This window comes from Arthrobacter oryzae, assembly GCF_037911235.1.
In the GTDB taxonomy this organism is placed as follows: domain Bacteria; phylum Actinomycetota; class Actinomycetes; order Actinomycetales; family Micrococcaceae; genus Arthrobacter; species Arthrobacter oryzae_E.
Window position 1 is genome coordinate 40,869 of sequence record NZ_JBBLYW010000051.1, and the last position, 18,010, is coordinate 58,878.

15 protein-coding genes are annotated in these 18,010 nt (G+C 66.0%); 13 read left to right on the forward strand and 2 right to left on the reverse strand.

Annotation, left to right across the window (positions count from 1 at the left end; translation table 11 throughout):
- The first annotated feature begins 66 nt into the window (after positions 1–66).
- The 7 genes from WMN78_RS14015 (at position 67) to WMN78_RS14045 (ending at position 7,592) form a co-directional block, all read left to right on the forward strand.
- Complete coding sequence (locus WMN78_RS14015; protein ID WP_340534346.1) at positions 67–1,602, forward strand: alpha-N-arabinofuranosidase; 1,536 nt, start codon at positions 67–69, stop codon at positions 1,600–1,602.
- Positions 1,603–1,686: 84 nt separating this feature from the next.
- Positions 1,687–2,145: a hypothetical protein gene (locus WMN78_RS14020; RefSeq protein WP_340534347.1), complete on the forward strand. Its 459-nt coding sequence runs from the start codon at positions 1,687–1,689 to the stop codon at positions 2,143–2,145.
- Between the two features lie 300 nt (positions 2,146–2,445).
- Positions 2,446–4,314, forward strand: a complete 1,869-nt coding sequence (dnaK, locus tag WMN78_RS14025) for a molecular chaperone DnaK (RefSeq protein WP_340534348.1) — start codon at positions 2,446–2,448, stop codon at positions 4,312–4,314.
- A 2-nt stretch (positions 4,315–4,316) separates the two neighbouring features.
- Positions 4,317–5,009 carry a nucleotide exchange factor GrpE gene (locus WMN78_RS14030; RefSeq protein WP_340534349.1) on the forward strand — a complete coding sequence of 231 codons (693 nt, stop codon included), beginning with the start codon at positions 4,317–4,319 and terminating at the stop codon, positions 5,007–5,009.
- Positions 5,010–5,184: 175 nt separating this feature from the next.
- Entirely contained in the window at positions 5,185–6,168 is a 984-nt protein-coding gene (locus WMN78_RS14035) for a DnaJ C-terminal domain-containing protein (protein ID WP_340534351.1), read from the forward strand.
- Between the two features lie 49 nt (positions 6,169–6,217).
- Positions 6,218–6,640: a heat shock protein transcriptional repressor HspR gene (locus tag WMN78_RS14040; RefSeq protein ID WP_340534352.1), complete on the forward strand. Its 423-nt coding sequence runs from the start codon at positions 6,218–6,220 to the stop codon at positions 6,638–6,640.
- A 118-nt stretch (positions 6,641–6,758) separates the two neighbouring features.
- Positions 6,759–7,592 (forward strand): alpha/beta hydrolase, encoded by an 834-nt coding sequence (locus tag WMN78_RS14045; protein ID WP_340534354.1) that lies wholly within the window; start codon positions 6,759–6,761, stop codon positions 7,590–7,592.
- Positions 7,593–7,607: 15 nt separating this feature from the next.
- Here WMN78_RS14045 and WMN78_RS14050 read toward each other — a convergent pair whose 3' ends face one another.
- A complete protein-coding gene (locus WMN78_RS14050) occupies positions 7,608–8,555 on the reverse strand; it encodes a ketopantoate reductase family protein (RefSeq protein ID WP_340534355.1) in 948 nt (315 codons plus the stop codon).
- 279 nt (positions 8,556–8,834) lie between these two features.
- On the opposite strand from WMN78_RS14050, the gene urtA reads away from it, so the two are divergent.
- From urtA to WMN78_RS14080, 6 genes are all read left to right on the forward strand, one after another.
- Complete coding sequence (gene urtA / locus WMN78_RS14055) at positions 8,835–10,100, forward strand: urea ABC transporter substrate-binding protein (RefSeq protein WP_340534356.1); 1,266 nt, start codon at positions 8,835–8,837, stop codon at positions 10,098–10,100.
- Positions 10,101–10,146: 46 nt separating this feature from the next.
- Entirely contained in the window at positions 10,147–11,031 is an 885-nt protein-coding gene (gene urtB / locus WMN78_RS14060) for an urea ABC transporter permease subunit UrtB (RefSeq protein WP_340534357.1), read from the forward strand.
- On the forward strand, positions 11,028–12,152 hold the full coding sequence (urtC, locus tag WMN78_RS14065) for an urea ABC transporter permease subunit UrtC (RefSeq protein WP_340534358.1): 1,125 nt from the start codon (positions 11,028–11,030) through the stop codon (positions 12,150–12,152). Before urtB ends, urtC begins: the two co-directional genes overlap by 4 nt.
- Positions 12,149–12,952: an urea ABC transporter ATP-binding protein UrtD gene (gene urtD / locus WMN78_RS14070; RefSeq protein ID WP_340534359.1), complete on the forward strand. Its 804-nt coding sequence runs from the start codon at positions 12,149–12,151 to the stop codon at positions 12,950–12,952. Before urtC ends, urtD begins: the two co-directional genes overlap by 4 nt.
- A complete protein-coding gene (gene urtE, locus WMN78_RS14075; RefSeq protein ID WP_340534360.1) occupies positions 12,952–13,644 on the forward strand; it encodes an urea ABC transporter ATP-binding subunit UrtE in 693 nt (230 codons plus the stop codon). The genes urtD and urtE overlap by 1 nt, the downstream gene beginning before the upstream one ends.
- Positions 13,645–13,930: 286 nt before the next feature.
- The gene (locus WMN78_RS14080) at positions 13,931–14,317 is read left to right on the forward strand and encodes a hypothetical protein (protein WP_340534361.1); all 387 of its coding nucleotides are present in this window, start codon (positions 13,931–13,933) and stop codon (positions 14,315–14,317) included.
- Between the two features lie 48 nt (positions 14,318–14,365).
- On the opposite strand, the gene WMN78_RS14085 is transcribed toward WMN78_RS14080, so the two are convergent.
- Positions 14,366–17,842: a DEAD/DEAH box helicase gene (locus WMN78_RS14085; RefSeq protein WP_340534362.1), complete on the reverse strand. Its 3,477-nt coding sequence runs from the start codon at positions 17,840–17,842 to the stop codon at positions 14,366–14,368.
- Positions 17,843–18,010: the final 168 nt, after the last annotated feature.

The following is an 18,010-nucleotide window of genomic DNA, read 5'->3' on the forward strand; positions in this document are numbered from 1 at the left end:
CCGCAGCCCGCAGCACACCAGCCGCATCACCCGAATCAAGCCCGCCCCACAGGACAGGAGAAAAAAATGTCCCGCGCACGCATCACCATTGACCGCGATTTCACCGTAGCTGAGGTTCCCCGCCGGATTTTCGGATCCTTTGTTGAGCACATGGGCCGCTGCGTCTACACCGGCATCTACGAACCCGGCCATCCCGCGGCTGACGAGCGCGGTTTCCGCCGCGACGTCATGGACCTGGTCAAGGAGCTCGGCGCCACCGTGGTCCGCTATCCCGGCGGCAACTTTGTGTCCGGCTACAACTGGGAGGACGGCGTCGGGCCGGTGGCCGACAGGCCCCGCAGGCTGGACGGCGCCTGGCACACGCTCGAAACCAACGCCTTCGGCCTGCACGAATTCGTGGACTGGTCCCGCGAAGCCGGCGTGGAGGTCATGGAAGCAGTCAACCTCGGCACCCGCGGAGTCGACGCCGCCCGCGAGCTGGTGGAATACGCCAACATTCCGTCCGGCACCCGGCTGTCCGACCTGCGCCGCAAGAACGGCCATGAGGAGCCGTTCAACATCAAGCTGTGGTGCCTCGGCAACGAGATGGACGGTCCGTGGCAGATCGGACACAAAACGGCCGAGGAATACGGCCGGCTGGCGCAGGAAGCCGCGAAGGCCATGCGGTTCGTCGATCCGGACATTGAGCTGGTGGCCTGCGGAAGCTCCAACTCGGGCATGCCCACCTTCGGCGCCTGGGAGCAGACCGTCCTGACCCACACCTATGAGCAGGTGGACTACGTCTCGCTGCACGCCTACTACCAGGAGCACGACGGCGACGCCGGCAGCTTCCTCGCCAGCGCAGTGGACATGGACTACTTCATCGAATCCGTGATCGCCACGGCGGACGCCGTCCGGGCCAAGGGCAAGCACAAGAAACACATCGACCTCTCCTTCGACGAGTGGAACGTCTGGTACACCCGGCCCGGGGACGCCGACAGCCCGTCGGAAGTGGGCAGGCACGGCTGGCGCGAGCACCCCCGCGTGATCGAGGACAAATACAACGTGACGGACGCCGTCGTCGTCGGCACCTTCCTTAATTCCCTGCTCCGCCACGGCGACCGCGTCAAGATCGCCAACCAGGCGCAGCTGGTCAACGTCATCGCGCCCATCCTCAGCGAGGAAAACGGGCCGGCGTGGAAGCAGACCATCTTCCATCCCTTCGCCCGCATGGCCGAGCTGGCACACGGCCGGATCCTCCGGCTCGCCGTCGACTCGGACAAATACAGCAACGCGAAATTCGGCGACGCCGACCTGGTGGACGTCAGCGCCACCTGGAACGAGGAAACGGGGCGCATTGCGCTGTTCCTCGCCAACCGGGGGCTGGAGGAGGCCGCGGACATCGAGGTGGTCCTGCGCGGCTTCGATGCGCGGCAGGTGGTCCGGGCCGACGTGCTGCGCATCCCGGACGGCGCAGACCGGTTCATCACCAATACCCAGGACAACCCCGGCGCCGTCGGCCTGACTCCGCTGGAAGGCGTCAAGGCAGCCGGGGGCGAAGTCCGGGCCACCCTGCCGGCCCTGTCCTGGACGGCCATCGAACTGGAGGTCGTGCGCAGCTGAAGCCCCCTGTTGAAGCGCCGGGCGGATGGATAGACTGCCCCTGCGCCCGTCCGGGCGTCCGATGCTTCCAGGAGGGAACCGTCAGTGTCAGAGAACAGCGAATTTTCAGAGAACAGCGAATTCGAAGCGGAAAAGCAGCGCAGCACCGAGCCCGCGCCGGCAGTCGAAGGCACCGGCGAAGGCGAATATTCCGAAGGTGATTACGGAACTGCCGGGGCAGTCGAGAAACCGGCCGGGGCCGGCGAAGGCGAATATTCCCAGGGTGATTACGGAACTGCCGGGGCTGTCGGGAAACCGGCCGGGGCCGGCGAGGGCGAATATTCCGAAGGTGATTACGGAACTGCCGGGGCAGTAGGGAAACCGGCCGGGGCCGGCGAAGGCGAATACGGAGCCAGCGATGACGGCAAGGCCGGCACTGCGGGGGAGGGCGTGGTGAATCCTGACGAAGCCGAATACCCCGACGGCGACTACGGCGCGGCCGGTACGACCGCCGGTACTGCCCGCCCGGCGGATACTGCCGAAGAGTCCGGCGACACTCGCTGACGGCCCGCCCGGTTCCCAACCTGCCCGGCGGCGGTTTCACGCACAGCGAAACCGCCGCCGGGCGCTCCGTGTCCGGCCCGGATTCGCGGCCTTTTTGGTGGGCTCAGGCACCCGTGCTCCCCAAGGAAAATCCGAAGTTGAGCGTGGTTGACTCAACCTTGGATTGACTTAAATCCGGCCCTGGGTAAAGTTGAGTGTAGATCGCTCAATGAGTGGGCGTGCCTGAATTTCGACCAGCCTGAACCGGCCAGCCCGGGAACCCGGCGCCGGGTCGTTTCCAAGGAAAGAAGGAAGCAACACATGTCACGTGCAGTAGGTATCGACCTCGGAACCACCAACTCCGTCGTCTCCGTTCTCGAAGGTGGCGAGCCCACCGTTATTGCCAACGCCGAGGGTGGCCGCACCACGCCGTCCGTCGTTGCGTTCTCCAAGTCCGGCGAAGTCCTGGTCGGCGAGATCGCCAAGCGCCAGGCCGTCAACAACATCGACCGGACCATCGCCTCCGTCAAGCGCCACATGGGCACTGACTGGAACGTGTCCATCGATGACAAGAAGTACACCGCGCAGGAAATCTCCGCGCGCATCCTGATGAAGCTGAAGAACGACGCCGAGTCCTACCTCGGCGAAAAGGTCACCGACGCAGTTGTCACCGTTCCCGCGTACTTCAACGACGCCCAGCGCCAGGCCACCAAGGAAGCCGGCGAAATCGCAGGCCTCAACGTCCTCCGCATTGTCAACGAGCCCACCGCTGCGGCCTTGGCCTACGGCCTGGACAAGGGCAAGGAAGACGAACTCATCCTCGTCTTCGACCTCGGCGGCGGAACGTTCGACGTCTCGCTGCTGGAAGTGGGCAAGGACGAAGACAACTTCTCCACCATCCAGGTCCGCGCTACCGCCGGTGACAACCACCTCGGCGGCGACGACTGGGACCAGCGCGTTGTGGACTACCTGCTGAACCAGCTCAAGGTCAAGGGCATCGACCTCTCCAAGGACAAGATCGCCCTGCAGCGCCTGCGCGAGGCATCGGAGCAGGCCAAGAAGGAACTCTCCTCCTCCACCAGCACCAACGTCTCCCTCCAGTACCTGTCCGTCACCCCCGACGGCCCGGTGCACCTGGACGAGCAGCTCACGCGCGCCAAGTTCCAGGACCTCACCAAGGACCTCCTGGACCGCACCAAGAAGCCGTTCCAGGACGTCATCAAGGAAGCCGGCATCAAGCTCTCCGAGATCGACCACATCGTCCTCGTGGGCGGTTCCACCCGCATGCCCGCCGTGTACGAGCTCGTCAAGGAACTCGCCGGCGGCAAGGAGCCCAACAAGGGCGTCAACCCGGATGAGGTCGTCGCCGTGGGCGCCGCTCTCCAGGCCGGTGTCCTGAAGGGTGAGCGCAAGGACGTTCTCCTGATCGACGTCACCCCGCTGTCCCTCGGCATCGAAACCAAGGGCGGCATCATGACGCACCTGATCGAGCGCAACACGGCCATCCCCACCAAACGGTCCGAGACCTTCACCACGGCGGACGACAACCAGCCGTCCGTGGCCATCCAGGTCTTCCAGGGCGAGCGCGAGTTCACCCGCGACAACAAGCCGCTGGGCACGTTCGAGCTGACCGGCATCGCGCCGGCTCCGCGCGGCGTCCCGCAGGTCGAGGTCACCTTCGACATCGACGCCAACGGCATCGTGCACGTCTCGGCGAAGGACAAGGGCACCGGCAAGGAGCAGTCCATGACCATCACCGGCGGCACCGCGCTCTCCAAGGAAGACATTGACCGCATGGTCAAGGACGCTGAGGAGCATGCAGCGGAGGACAAGGCCCGCCGCGAGGCAACCGACACCCGCAACACTGCCGAGCAGCTCGCCTACTCCGTGGACAAGCTGATCGCGGACAACGCGGACAAGCTGCCTGAAGAGGTCAAGACCGAGGTCAAGGCCGACGTCGACGCCCTCAAGAAGGCGCTCGAAGGCACCGACGACGCCGAGGTGAAGACCGCCTTTGAGAAGCTTCAGGCTTCCCAGGGCAAGCTCGGCGAAGCCATCTACGCGCAGGCCGGTTCGCCGGACGGTGCCACGGGTGCCGCAGGCGCCGAAGGTGCCGCCGGGTCGGAAGGCACCAAGGCGGATGAAGACATCGTCGACGCCGAGATCGTTGACGAAGACGAGAAGAAGTAACCATGCCGCATCACGGTAACGAAGAAGAGCACAGCTCTTCCGCAGGCGAGCAACATGCGCGCGACAGCCGGGAAAACGAGCGCCAGGAGAACGAGCCGCAGAAGCCGGTGATCCACGACAACCGCAAGGTTGATCCGAAGACCGGCCAGGCCCGCCACCCTGACCAGGAACACGCCCCCGCAAGGGACTCCGGTTCCGGGGACGCACTGTCCCAGGCCGAGGACATCCTCAACAGCGTCGAGGTTCCGGCCGAGGAATCTGTGGCCCAGGGCGTCGGTGCGGAGGAGGCGGAGGAACTCAGGAACGATCTCCGCCGCCTGCAGGCCGAGTACGTCAACTACCGCAAGCGCGTGGAACGCGACCGCGCCGTCGCAGGGGAGATGGCCGTCATCGGCGTCCTGAACTCGCTGCTTCCGGTGCTGGACGACGTCGACGCCGCCCGCCAGCACGGCGACCTGGCCGACGGCCCGTTCGCCGCGATCGCCGCCAAGCTGGAGAACGCGCTGAAGACGTACGGCCTGGTGCGCATCGATGAGACCGGAGTGGAGTTCGATCCCACGATCCACGAGGCCCTCATCCAGCAGCCCGGCCAGGATGTCGAAATCGACACCGTCAGCCAGGTCCTGCGCTCCGGCTACAAGTCCGGCGAGCGGGTCCTCCGGGCAGCACAGGTTATCGTCGCAGTTCCGGCGTAACTATCTTCCGCCTTCGCGGATGAGGGGGCCCCGCCCCTACGCGTGGTGGCTTGGTCCTGTCGGATCAAGCCACCACGCTCCGGCAGGCCCGATGCCACTCCCGGGCCCCCTCACCCGCTACGGCTCAGCGGTAGTGTCGCCTTAACGCTTTTTGTACTTTTGAAAGGAAACGCCATTGGCTAGCCAGGACTGGGTCGACAAGGACTTCTACAAGATCCTTGGAGTCGCCAAGGACGCTTCCGACGCCGATATCAAGAAGGCTTACCGGAAGCTTGCGCGGCAGCATCACCCGGATACCAATGCGGGGGATGTCGCGTCGGAGAAGAAGTTCAAGGACATCTCCGAGGCTTACTCCGTGCTCTCTGATCCGGACGAACGCCAGCAGTATGACGCCATCCGGGCCATGGGCGGCGGCGCGCGGTTCGCTCCCGGCGGCGGGGGCGCGGCTGGCGGGGCCGGCTTCGAAGACCTCTTCGGCGGCCTCTTCACCGGTGGCGGCGGGCGCCACTCCGGGGGATACAGCACCTCGGGCGGCATTCCGCCGGAGTTCGCCGATCTCTTTGGCGGACAGTTCGGCGGCCCCGGCTCCGGAGCGGGCTTCCAGCGTGCCCCGCAGAAGGGCGCCGACCGCACGGCCACCACCACCATTTCCTTCGCCGGTTCCATCCGGGGCACCACCATCGGCCTGCGTGAACCGGACGGAGACGTCATCGATGTCCGTGTTCCGGCCGGAATCAAAGACGGCCAGAAGGTCCGCGTCCGCGGCAAGGGCCAGTACGGGCCGGCCGGCAACGGCGACCTGATGGTCACCGTCAACGTCAAGGGCCATGACTTCTACACGCGCGACGGCGACAACCTCCGCATCCATGTGCCGGTCACCTTCCCGGAGGCTGCCCTGGGTGCCGACATCGAGGTGCCGACGATTGACGGCGAGAAGGTCAAGGTCCGTGTTCCTGCCGGGACCCCGTCCGGACGCACACTCCGGGTCAAGGGCCGCGGCGTCAAGCACGCGAAGGCCACCGGCGACCTGCTGGTGACCATCGACGTCGTGGTTCCGCAAAAGCTGACCAAGGACGCAGAGGAAGCCGTGAAGGCATTCGCCGCAGCCACCGGCGGCGAAGACGTCCGGGCCGGGCTGACAGCCAAGGCACGCCTGTAGGAACCGCACATGCGCGGACTGGGACTGGGACTAGCGGGAGGAGCCGGCCATGGACATTGAATTCGATCAGCCGATCTTCGTTATCTCGGTGGCGGCTGAGCTGGCTGACATGCACCCGCAGACGCTGCGGCAGTATGACCGGCTGGGCATCGTCTCGCCCAGCCGCGCGCCCGGAAAATCCCGGCGGTACTCCCAGCGGGACGTCAACGTGCTCCGGGAGGTGCAGCGGCTCTCGCACGAAGGGGTGTCGCTGGAGGGCATCAAACGGATCCTGCAGCTGGAGAACCAGGTGGCAGCGCTGCAGCGCCGGGTGAGTGAACTCACCGAGGAACTGGACCGCCGGCGCAGTCCGCTGGATTCGCGCATTTTCGCGGCCGGAGCGGCCGGGGACGTCGTGAGCCTTGCCCGCGGCCAGCGGCCCCGGGCCCGCTCCCAGGCCGTGGTGGTGTGGCGGCCCCGCTCCACGGAGTGAGCACCGCAGGGTGAAACGCCGAGTGGCGCCGTTTCCTTGACACGGCAGGTCAGCCGGAACAGAGTGGATGGTCAGCCTGTTCACGGCCCCTCTTCACTGCCACGGAAGGAACGCCCTCATGGCCTTTGTCTCTGTCGGAAAAGAAAACACCACCACCGTTGAGCTTTACTACGAGGACCACGGACAGGGACAGCCGGTGGTCCTCATTCACGGTTACCCGCTGGACGGCGCGTCGTGGGAAAGGCAGACCAGCGCCCTGCTGGAGGCAGGCTACCGGATCATCACGTACGACCGCCGCGGGTTCGGCAAATCGAGCCAGCCCACCGAGGGCTACGACTACGACACCTTCGCCGCCGACCTCAACAGCCTTCTGACCGAGCTTGACCTCACTGACGCCGTGCTGGTGGGCTTCTCGATGGGCACCGGTGAAGTGGCCCGCTACATCAGCACCTACGGCTCGGGCAGGGTTGCCAAGGCGGCGTTCCTCGGCTCGCTGGAGCCCTTCGTGCTGAAGACTGAAGACAACCCCGACGGCGTCCCGCAGGACGTGTTCGACGGCCTGCTGAGTGCCGCGAAGGAAGACCGGTATGCCTTCTTCACCGAGTTCTTCAAGAACTTCTTCAACACTGACGACACCCTGGGCAGCCGCCTCAGCGAGGAGGCGTTGCGGGCCAACTGGGCCACTGCCAGCAAGTCGTCGGCGCACGCCTCCGTGGCTGCACAGCCCACCTGGCTGACGGATTTCCGCGCGGACATCCCCAAGATCGACGTTCCGGCGCTGATCGTGCACGGAACCGCGGACAACATCCTGCCCATCGATGTCACCGGCCGCCGCTTCAAAGAGGCCCTTCCCGCGGCGGACTATGTGGAGATCGAAGGCGCCCCGCACGGAATGTGCTGGACCCATGCGGAGGAAGTCAACCAGGCCCTCCTCGCCTTCCTGAAAAAGTAGCTCAGGAGCGGCAGGCTAGCTGGTTGCGGCGCTGACCCTCAGCTGCATCAGGGCCAGGTTGATCAGTGGCGTGTCGGCTCCGAGGAGCCGTGCCCGCCGGGTGAAGTCGCCCAGCAGGTGTTCGGTTTCGCCGGGGAGGCCGGCAACGACGTCGCGGTAGAGGGACGACGTGAAGGTCGATCCGGGCTGCGTCAGTATGTCCACGGACAGTTGTTTTTCGTGGTCCGGCACCGGGTAGCCGGCCGAGGCCGCAACGGTGCCGGCTTCCGCCAGCACCGAGTGCACGAACTCCGTTCCGCCCGGCACCCCCACGATGGCGCCCACGGGTCCCCGCAGCAGGCAGGTCACGGTGCCCGCCGCGACGATGAAGACCCATTTGTGCCACATCGACGCCAAGGCATCGGCCGTGGCCGAGGCCTTGAACCCGGGCACCGTCAGAGTCTCAACGGCCCGAAGCACGCGCTCGCTCGGCGGGCCGGATAGTTCACCGACGGTGAGTGTGGCCAGCGGATTCATTTGCAGGATGTCGCCGTCGTCCGTGACGGTGGTGACCACCTTGACAATCCCGCCGAGCACCCGGTCGGCGCCGAAGGCGGCTATGAGCGCGTCCAGGTGGGCCATGCCGTTCAGGAAGGGGATGACGCCGGTTTCCGGCCCGACCGCCGGCGCGAGGTCTGCCAGCGCCCGGGGCAGGGCGGCGGCCTTGACTGTCACCAGCACCAGATCGAACGGGCCGTCGAGGTCCGGCGCCGTGACCAGCTTCGGTTCAATGACGTCTTCACGGCCCAGGCCCGTGATGCGCAAGCCGCGCTGGCGCAGGACCGCTGCCCGCCCTTCCCGGACCAGGAAAGTCACGTCCCGGCCGGCCTGCGCCAGGCGCGCGCCAAAGTATCCGCCGGTGGCTCCGGCCCCGACCACAAGGATCCTTCGGACGTTCTGCTGGGCGTTCTGCTGGCTGGTCATGCTGCTCCCTAAAGGTATGTGTCGCCACCGGTCCGAAGATGACGGCCGGAAGGTTTCCTTCAGGTTAACTTTGCCGCCCGCAGTTTCCGCCACTTTGCCAGCAAACTTAGTGTCGCCGCGCGTTGCCGCAGGGGAGTAAGCCCGGCCGGAAATGGCGCGGAAACGAACCGCCATGCCTCCGGAAACAATTCGCTCCTAGATTGAGCCTCACGGGTCCCCGTCAGGATCCTGGAGACCAGCCGCTGCCGCCAGGCAGCGCGGAGCGAGAAGCAGGTAATCATGAGGGTTTCAGTAACTAAGCGCGCTTTGATCCCCCTGGCCGCGGCAGCCATGGTGACTGCCCTGGCCGGCTGCGGCAGCCAGATTTCAGATCCGGCATCCGCCAACTCCACCGCAAGCGGAGGCACCTCCTGCGTCGACACCTCGGGCAGCAGCGTCAAGGTTGGATTCATCAATTCGCTCTCCGGCACCATGGCCATCAGCGAAAACACCGTCTTCGATTCCCTGAGCCTGGCAGCCGAAGAGATCAACGCCGGCGGCGGCGTCATGGGCAAGCAGCTTCAAGTGGTCAGCGAGGACGGCGCCAGCGAACCCACGAAGTTCGCCGAACGCGCCGGGAAGCTGATCCAGCAGGACTGCACGGCCGCGGTCTTCGGAGGCTGGACCTCATCGAGCCGCAAGGCCATGCTCCCCGTCTTCGAAGCCAACGACGCCCTGCTGTTCTACCCGGTGCAGTACGAAGGCCTGGAATCGTCCAAGAACATCTTCTACACGGGCGCCACCACCAACCAGCAGATCATTCCGGCCCTGGACTACCTGGCCGAGCAGGGCACTAAATCGATCTTCCTGGTGGGCAGCGACTACGTCTTCCCCCGGACCGCCAACAAAATCATCCAGGCCTACGCCGCCGAGCACGGCATGGAGGTCCTCGGCGAGGAGTACGCCCCGCTGGGCTCCACCGAGTTCTCCACCATCGTGAACAAGGTCCGCGACTCCAAGGCCGACGCCGTCTTCAACACCCTCAACGGCGACAGCAACGTGGCCTTCTTCCGGCAGTACAAGAGCGTTGGCCTGACCGCCGAATCCATGCCCGTGGTCTCGGTGTCCATCGCCGAAGAGGAAGTCCCCGGCGTCGGCCTGGAAAACGTGGAAGGCCAGCTCACCGCCTGGGACTACTACCAGACGCTCGATACCCCGGCCAACAAGAAGTTTGTGGCCGCGTTCAAGGCGAAGTTCGGCGCCGAACGCGTCACCAGCGACCCCATGGAAGCGGCGTACACCTCGCTGTACCTGTGGAAGGCCATGGTGGAAAAAGCCGGATCCTTTGAGGTGGACAAGGTCCAGGCGGCCGCCGGCGGAGTGACGTTCGAGGCCCCCGAAGGCACCGTCACGGTGGACGGCGAGAACAACCACATCACCAAGACTCCCCGGATCGGAAAGATCAACTCCGAGGGCCTGATCGATACGGTGTGGTCCTCGCCGAAGGCCGTGGAACCCGATCCGTTCCTGACCAGCTACGCCTGGGCCAAGGACCTGGCCAAGTAGCCGCTTCCACCACCCCTGCAGAAACCCGGAGGAAAGGCCCGCTGGAATGGAACTGCTGATAGGACAGATGTTTGCCGGACTCAGTCTCGGCTCGGTGCTGCTGCTGGCGGCGCTGGGGCTCTCGCTGACTTTCGGCCAGATGGGGGTCATCAACATGGCCCACGGCGAGTTCATGATGGCCGGCGCGTACACGGCCTTCGTGGTGCAGCGGAGCATCTCCGACGCCGGTGTCTCGCTGCTCGTTTCCATTCCGGTGGGCTTCCTCGTGGGGGGACTGCTGGGGCTGGTGCTCGAGGCCGTGCTCCTGCGGCGGATGTACCACCGGCCACTCGATACCCTGCTGGTCACGTTCGGGGTGGCCCTCATCCTGCAGCAGGCCGCGCGGGACATCTTCGGCGCACCCAGCGTGGACGTCCGGGCGCCGGCCTGGCTGCAGGGAAACATCGAACTGCTGGGCGCTCCCATCCCGCTCACCCGGCTCTTCATCCTGCTGCTGTCGCTGGTCTGCCTCGCGGGACTCGTGCTGGTCCTCAAAGCGACGCCGCTGGGACGCCGGATCAGGGCAGTGGTCCTGAACCGGGACCTGGCCGAAACCAGCGGCATCTCTACCCGGCGCACGGACCAGCTGACGTTCTTCATCGGATCGGGCCTCGCCGGCGTGGCGGGCGTGGCCGTCACGCTGATCGGCTCCACCGGGCCCTACCTGGGCACAAACTACATCGTGGACGCCTTCCTGGTGGTGGTGGCCGGGGGAGTCGGCCAGATCAAGGGCGCCGTCATCGCCGCCTTCGCCTTGGGTGTGCTGCAGTCAGTTTTTGAATTTTCGACGACGGCGAGCATCGGCAAGGTGCTGATCCTGGTGCTGATCGTGGTCTTCCTGCAGCTGCGGCCGCAGGGCATCTTCAGCCTCAAGACAAGGAGCCTGGCATGAGTACGTTCCTGCAATCCCGGTGGGGCGTATTGGCCGGCTTCGCCGTTGGTGCCGTGTTGCTGCTGGTGGCGGCTCCGGCAGCGTTATCGGCCTTCAACCTCGCCCTTCTGGGAAAATTCATCTGCTTCGCGATCGTGGCGGTGGGGATCGGCCTGGCATGGGGCCGCGGCGGCATGCTGACCCTGGGCCAGGGGGTGTTCTTCGGGCTGGGGGCGTACATCATGGCCATGCACCTCAAGCTGGCGGACGCCTCCCTCTTCGGCGGGTCCGGCGTGCCGGACTTCATGTCGCTGTACGGCAGCGGCGAGGTCCCGGGCTGGTGGGAGCCGTTCCGGAGCCCGGTGGTGACCCTCATCGCCGTCGTCCTTGTTCCGGGGCTGGTGGCGCTCCTCCTGGGGCTCGCCGTGTTCAAGCGGCGCGTCAAGGGCGCCTATTTCGCGATCCTCAGCCAGGCGCTGGCGGCCGCTTTCGCGGTCTTCCTGATCGGCCAGCAGGCCACCACCGGCGGTTCCAACGGCCTCAGCGGCTTCCGGTCGTTCTTCGGGTTCGACCTGAAGGACCCCGCCAACAAGCTGATGCTGTATTCGATCGCTGCCGTGGTGCTGCTGCTTGCCCTTGCAGCGGCCCGGCAGCTCATGCACAGCCGGTTCGGTGAGCTTCTCGTCGCCGTCCGGGACCAGGAGGAGCGGGTCCGCTTCCTGGGCTATGACCCGGCCACCATCAAAACCGTGACCTACGTGATCGCAGCCGTCATGGCAGGGATTGCCGGTGCCTTGTTCGTGCCCATTGTGGGAATCATCTCGCCGGCCGACGTGGGCGTGATTCCGTCCATCGCCTTCCTGATCGGCGTGGCCATCGGCGGCAGGGCAACCCTGCTGGGCCCCGTTCTGGGAGCCCTCAGCGTGGCCATCGCCCAGACCAGCCTGGCCTCCACGTTCCCGTCCTTCTGGGTGTATTTCCAAGGCCTGCTCTTCGTCCTGGTCATCGGGTTCATGCCCGGCGGCCTTGCCTTGCTGCCCCGCCTCGTTTCCCGGCTGAAGCAGCGACGGACGGAAGGGCGCAGCACGGCACCGGCGCCCGTCACCACATCAACCACCATCCCGGAAGGGGCAAGCCGATGACCACCCCCACCCTGCTGCCCGACGGCGAGCCACAGGCCGGCGGGCTCCGGCACGGCCGGCCCAAGTACCTGGAGATCCGCGACCTCACGGTGTCGTTCGACGGGTTCGTCGCCGTGGATAAGGTCAGCCTCGATGTCATTCAGGGCGACCTGCGGTTCCTCATCGGCCCCAACGGGGCCGGCAAGACCACCATCATCGATGCGATCACAGGGCTTGTTCCGGCCACCGGGTCCGTGAACCACACCGGCACCGAGATCCTGGGCCGGAAGGTGCATCAGATCGCCCGGCTTGGCGTGGGCCGCACTTTCCAGACGGCGAGCGTTTTCGAGAACCTTTCCGTGCTGCAGAACCTGGACATCGCCGCCGGCCCCGGACGAAAGGCCCGGGAGCTGCTGAGGAGACGGAAGGGGGTGGACCCTGCCGTGCAGGAGGCCTTGGAGATCATCGGGCTGGATAAGGCCGCCGACAAGCAGGCGGGGACCCTCGCCCACGGGCAGAAGCAATGGCTGGAGATCGGCATGCTGCTGGTCCAGAACTCGGATGTGCTGCTCCTGGACGAACCCATCGCCGGGATGAGCCAGGACGAGCGTGACGAAACCGGGCAGCTGCTCCGCCGGATCGCCGCGAGCCGCATCACCCTGGTGATCGAACACGACATGGACTTCGTCCGGGAGTTCGCCACCTCGGTGACCGTCCTGGCGGCGGGCAAGGTCCTGAGCGAGGGCAGCGTGGCACAGGTCCAGGCGGACAGGAAAGTGCAGGACGTCTACCTCGGCACTGCCGGAATGGAAGGGCACTGATGCTGGAAATCACGGACCTGCAGACCGGTTACGGGCGCACCCAGGTCATCTCCGGAGTGGATATCACCGTCCCTGACGGTTCGCTGGTTTCCATTCTGGGCCACAACGGTGCGGGAAAGACCACCCTGCTCCGTGCCGTCGTCGGGCTTCTCAAGCCCACCCGCGGCACCATCACGCTGGACGGGGAGGACATCTCCGCCCTCCGGCCGCACCAGCGGGTGGCGCGCGGCATGGCCTACGTTCCGCAGGGGCAGCAGTCGTTCGGGCAGCTGACCGCGCTGGAGAACCTCCAGCTCGTGGCTGACGGACGCAGGAACGCCAAGGAACGCGTGGCCGACGCGCTGGGCATGTTCCCCGCGCTCAACCCGCTGCTGGCGCGCCGGGCGGGCCTCTTGTCGGGCGGGCAACGGCAGCAGCTGGCAATCGCCCGGGCACTGATCACCGAGCCCACGCTGCTCATCCTGGACGAGCCCACCGAAGGGATCCAGCCCAACGTCGTGGCCGAAATCCAGGAGACCATCATCAAGCTGTCCCAGCGCAGCGGCATGCGCGTCCTGCTGGTGGAACAGCACATCGGCTTTGCGCTAAACGCCGCCGACAGCTACTACGTGCTGGCTGCCGGACGGGTCAGTTCGCGGGGCAGCGGGGGAGCAGAATCCGCCGGGCAGGTACGTGAAGCGATGCTGATCTGACCCCGTTCCGCAGGGCCCCGACCGTGCATCCGGGACTGAGTACTCAGGAACACGCCCGGGGACCCTGGCCGGAGAAATAGAGTACACACTACTCGTGACGGACCGGAGCGGCAGCGGCTTGAATGGACCACAGCTGGGTCTCACAGCTGTGGTCTCTGGTCTCTGGGGGTTTTCCTATGCGTGTGTTCTGCAATCCTGCGGCGCCTTGCCCGTGCCCTGCGACGGCTCTGTCCCCTGCGACGGCTCTGTCCGCTGCGATAGAGGGCAGTGTCCGATGAGCGCGGGAATGGAATCCGTCGCCTTGTTCGCCGGCTCGATGGCCGGCCTGGTCATCCTGTCCCTGGGGCAGGCGATGGTGGTGGCGTGCCTTTGTTTCGACATGGTCCGTGCCCTGTCCGTGCCCAGGTCCCACCGGCGCTACGTTGCCAGCACCGTCTTCCGGTCGCTCGCACTCCCGTCAGTGGTGGTCATGGGCGTCAGTGTCCTCGTTGACGCCGTCTTCTCGTCCTGGCTGGACGTGGCCATGGGCGTCTTCGTAATGGTGATGATCATCTTCCGTCTGCACCACGACAAGGAGGAGGACAACTGGTGGAAGGGCAAGGGCAAGAAACTCGCCCGCTGGGCCCGGAAACAAATGTCCTCCGGAAGGTCCCTGGCGCCGGCCATGGGCTGACCGGCAGAGGGTCAACCGTCAGCGGGCGGACCGTCAGCGGGCGAACCGTCAGTCGTTGAACAGGCCGGCCAGGTCTTCTGCCGTCAGGGAACCGCCGGAGAGCGCATCGCCTTCCATCACATCGGCGAACAACTGGGACTTCTTGGCCTTCAGCGCCATGACTTTTTCCTCGATGGTGTCCTTGGCCACCAGCCGGTACACCATCACGTTTCGGGCCTGGCCGATCCGGTGGGTGCGGTCCACTGCCTGCGCCTCGGAAGCCGGGTTCCACCACGGGTCCAGCAGGAACACATAGTCCGCCTCGGTCAGGTTCAGGCCAAAGCCGCCGGCCTTGAGGCTGATCAGGAACACGGGCGCGGAGCCGTTTTTGAACTCGTTCACCACGTCGGAACGGTTGCGGGTGCCGCCGTCGAGGTAGCAGAATTCGATCCCCTCCTCCACGAGCCGTTCCCGGACCTTCCCCAGGAAACCGGTGAACTGGCTGAAGATCAGCGCCCGGTGCCCCTCGGCCACCAGATCCTCCAGCTGCTCGAACAGCACGTCCAGCTTGCTGGACCGGACTCCGGACAGGGACGGATCAACCAAGGACGCGTCCAGGCTGAGCTGCCGCAGCAGGGTGAGCGACTGGAAGATGGTGAAGCGGTTCTTGTTGACGTCCTCAATGAGGCCCAGGATCTTCTGGCGCTCGCGCTGCAGGTGCGTCTGGTACACCTTCTGGTGACGCGGGTTCAGCACCACCTCCAGGATCTGCTCCTGCTTGGGCGGCAGGTCATGAATGACCTGCTCCTTGGTGCGGCGCATCATGAGCGGGCGGACCCGACGGCGGAGCTTGTCCAGCTGCCCCTTGTCGCCGTTCTTTTCCACCGGCTTCTGGTAATACTCCGCAAAGCGGCCCGGGCTCGCGAAGAGGCCCGGCGCCACAATCGAGGTGAGCGCCCAGAACTCCATCAGGTTGTTTTCCAGCGGGGTACCGGTGATGGCCAGCTTGAATGCCGCCGGAAGCTTGCGCGCGCACTGGTAGGCCTTGGACTGGTGGTTCTTCACGAACTGGGCCTCGTCCAGCACCAGGGCGGCCCACTCCCGCGACGCATACGCTTCGTAGTCGATCCGGAACAGGGCGTAGGACGTGATCACGATGTCCACGCCTGCCATGGCTTCGGCAGGGTCCATTCCGTTCTTCGCGAACGTTTCGCCGATGGCCCGGACCGTGAGCCCGGGCGCGAAGCGTGCGGTTTCGGCCTCCCAGTTGCCCACCACGCTGGTGGGGGCCACGACGAGAAAGGGTGCGGAGCCCGGTGCTGCCGGTGCAGCGCCGCCGTCGGGCGCTGTCCCGTCAAGCGAGGAGTGCTCCTTTGCGGCGCAGATCAGCGCCAGTGCCTGGACGGTTTTGCCCAGGCCCATGTCGTCAGCCAGCACCCCGCCCAGCCCGTGCCGGTAAAGGAAGCTCAGCCAGTTGAAGCCCTCCAGCTGGTAGGGGCGCAGTTCGGCGTTCAGCGTTGCCGGCAGGGGCAGCCCGGTGATGCCGCCCTCCAGCAGCCCGCCCACGGCCTCGCGCCAGGCGGAGGCCTGCTGGTCCACGATGCCGAGATGTGCCAGCTCGTCCCAGAGCCCGGCCTGGAACCGGCTGATCTGGAGCGGCGCGTCCTTGTTGTCCTGCAGCGAACGCGCTTCCTCGATGAGGTCGCGCAGCTGGTGCAGTTCCGGAAGGTCCAGCGAGAAGTAGGCGCCGCTGGGCAGCAACATTTTCGTCTGGCCCGCGGCGAGGGCTGAGAACAAGGCCGCGAATGACACCGGCTGGCCCTCGAGCGTGATCACAATGCCAAGGTCGAACCAGTCGCGCTGTTCCGTGGCCTTGGTGGAGATGGAAACCACTGGGGCTTCCTCGGCTTCGCGGTAGTTGGCGATGTCGCCCGCGGTGTCCACCACAACATCCGGAATGGTGCGGAGTCGTGGCAGTACTTCCTCGGTGAAGGCAAGCGTGTCCAGCCCGCTGAGCTCGGCCGAGGCTGCCAGCCGAGGAGTGCCCCACCCTCCCGTCGCGGATTCGCCCAGCTTCGGGACAACGTCCCAGGGCTGGCCCACGGCCTCGAGGATGCGGGCTTCGGTGGGGTCGTCACGGTAGCCGTGGTCGCCGGGGTGACGCCACAGCGGCTGCGCCGTGACCAGGGTCCCGGACGTGTAGTGCCATTCCCAGTGCAGCCGCACTTTATGGTCGGCGCCGTAGTTGGCCAGGAGGGAGAGGGTGGGAACGGCAAGCGCCGGCAGCTCCACGGACTCGTCCGAGGCAGTGACGCGGGCGGCCTGCTTGAGCTTGGGGTAGAAACCGGTGAGGAAGCGGGTCTCGTCCCGCGCCGGAATGTGCAGGGTGCTGCCGGCCGTGACGAACGTCAGGAGTTCCTCGCTGAGCCCGTTTTCCAGCGGAGCCAGCGTGATGATGGATCCGGTGCCGACACCGGGCAGGGCGTCCGCTCCGGACGTCAGGAAAATCCCGTGCGCCGGCCGGCCGATCGTCCCCACGGACGCCGGATCAACTACCTCCCCCTCAACGGTGATGGTAGGCGCCAGTGTCAGCCCGCCGTCGTCGGACGGTTTTCCCTTTGCGACGGCGGCACTTTCGACGGCGGCAATGGCACCGCCCGCATCCCCGCCGGAAGCTCCGAAGCGGGTCAGGTTAAGCCCGACGGCGGCCGGCTCCTCCACGAACCGCACGGGTTCCTGGCTGCCGGTGTGCACCAGCGCGACGCCGATCTTCCGGGCCTGGGCGAGCAGGCTCCACAGGTTCTTCCCGGCGTAGGTGTTCAAGCCCAGCCAGGGCGCCGTTGAGTTGTGCTGCCGGTTGGCGAGGGCTGTGTGGGACGCGAGGAATTCCTGCATCCATTCCACATGGGCCTCGTTGCATTCGCGCCGGTAATTGAGGTAACTGAGGGTGTTCCAGGAGACGTCGCCGCGGATCCACTTGCCCTTGGCCCCCATGATCACGGGGCGGGCCTTCAGCTGGCGGACACTGCGGAGCGGATCACGCCTGCCGGTGTAGGAGAAGTGCGGCGCCGGCTCCTCGATGTCGAACTGCAGGGCCAGCGGGATGCCGTTGGTGGACGGGGTGATGCCGGGCCGGGAAATGAGCGGGCCCAACGCCTGTTCCCAGTCCGGCATGTCCAGCACCACCGGTTCGCGGGACAGCCGGGTGGACTCGGCCGGTGCCAGGAGCTGCACCCGGGTGGCCGGATTGTCCTCCGCCGCGAACAGCAGCGCGGCCACGTGCTTGCAGTCCTTCCGCACCGGGCAGCTGCACACTCCGACGGTGCAGCTCCAGCCGCCGGTTTTCCGGACCAGCTTGGCGGTGGTTGAGTAGGGCGCGTCCGCCCCGCCGCGGACCTTGCCGAGCATCAGGCCGGTGGCGGCATCAAAGGAGATGCCTGAAACGCGGCTGCCCATGGCGTAGGCGAGCCCGGCCGCGAGGGAGCGGTCGTTGATCGCGGGGGTCTGTATTGCCAGTGCCGCACTCTCGTCCGGTTGGGATGGCATGGTGCGCGCTACTTTCAGCAGGTCAAAAATCTGCAGGTTATCTGATCCATCTTACCGAGCCGGAAGAGGCCCTGAAACTTCGCCCAACGTTCAACTGTTCCTCGACTTGCCGGCCGGTTGGCCCGCATAGCGTGGAAGGGTCCTGAGTAACACCCGCTTTCAGCAGTG

Coding starts and splice junctions, on each gene's coding strand:
- WMN78_RS14015 (WP_340534346.1), top strand. CDS start 67: ATGTCCCGCGCACGCATCACCATTGACCGCGATTTCACCGTAGCTGAG.
- dnaK (WP_340534348.1), top strand. CDS start 2,446: ATGTCACGTGCAGTAGGTATCGACCTCGGAACCACCAACTCCGTCGTC.
- WMN78_RS14030 (WP_340534349.1), top strand. CDS start 4,317: ATGCCGCATCACGGTAACGAAGAAGAGCACAGCTCTTCCGCAGGCGAG.
- WMN78_RS14040 (WP_340534352.1), top strand. CDS start 6,218: ATGGACATTGAATTCGATCAGCCGATCTTCGTTATCTCGGTGGCGGCT.
- WMN78_RS14045 (WP_340534354.1), top strand. CDS start 6,759: ATGGCCTTTGTCTCTGTCGGAAAAGAAAACACCACCACCGTTGAGCTT.
- WMN78_RS14050 (WP_340534355.1), bottom strand. CDS start 8,555: ATGACCAGCCAGCAGAACGCCCAGCAGAACGTCCGAAGGATCCTTGTG.
- urtA (WP_340534356.1), top strand. CDS start 8,835: ATGAGGGTTTCAGTAACTAAGCGCGCTTTGATCCCCCTGGCCGCGGCA.
- urtB (WP_340534357.1), top strand. CDS start 10,147: ATGGAACTGCTGATAGGACAGATGTTTGCCGGACTCAGTCTCGGCTCG.
- urtC (WP_340534358.1), top strand. CDS start 11,028: ATGAGTACGTTCCTGCAATCCCGGTGGGGCGTATTGGCCGGCTTCGCC.
- urtD (WP_340534359.1), top strand. CDS start 12,149: ATGACCACCCCCACCCTGCTGCCCGACGGCGAGCCACAGGCCGGCGGG.
- urtE (WP_340534360.1), top strand. CDS start 12,952: ATGCTGGAAATCACGGACCTGCAGACCGGTTACGGGCGCACCCAGGTC.
- WMN78_RS14080 (WP_340534361.1), top strand. CDS start 13,931: ATGGAATCCGTCGCCTTGTTCGCCGGCTCGATGGCCGGCCTGGTCATC.
- WMN78_RS14085 (WP_340534362.1), bottom strand. CDS start 17,842: ATGCCATCCCAACCGGACGAGAGTGCGGCACTGGCAATACAGACCCCC.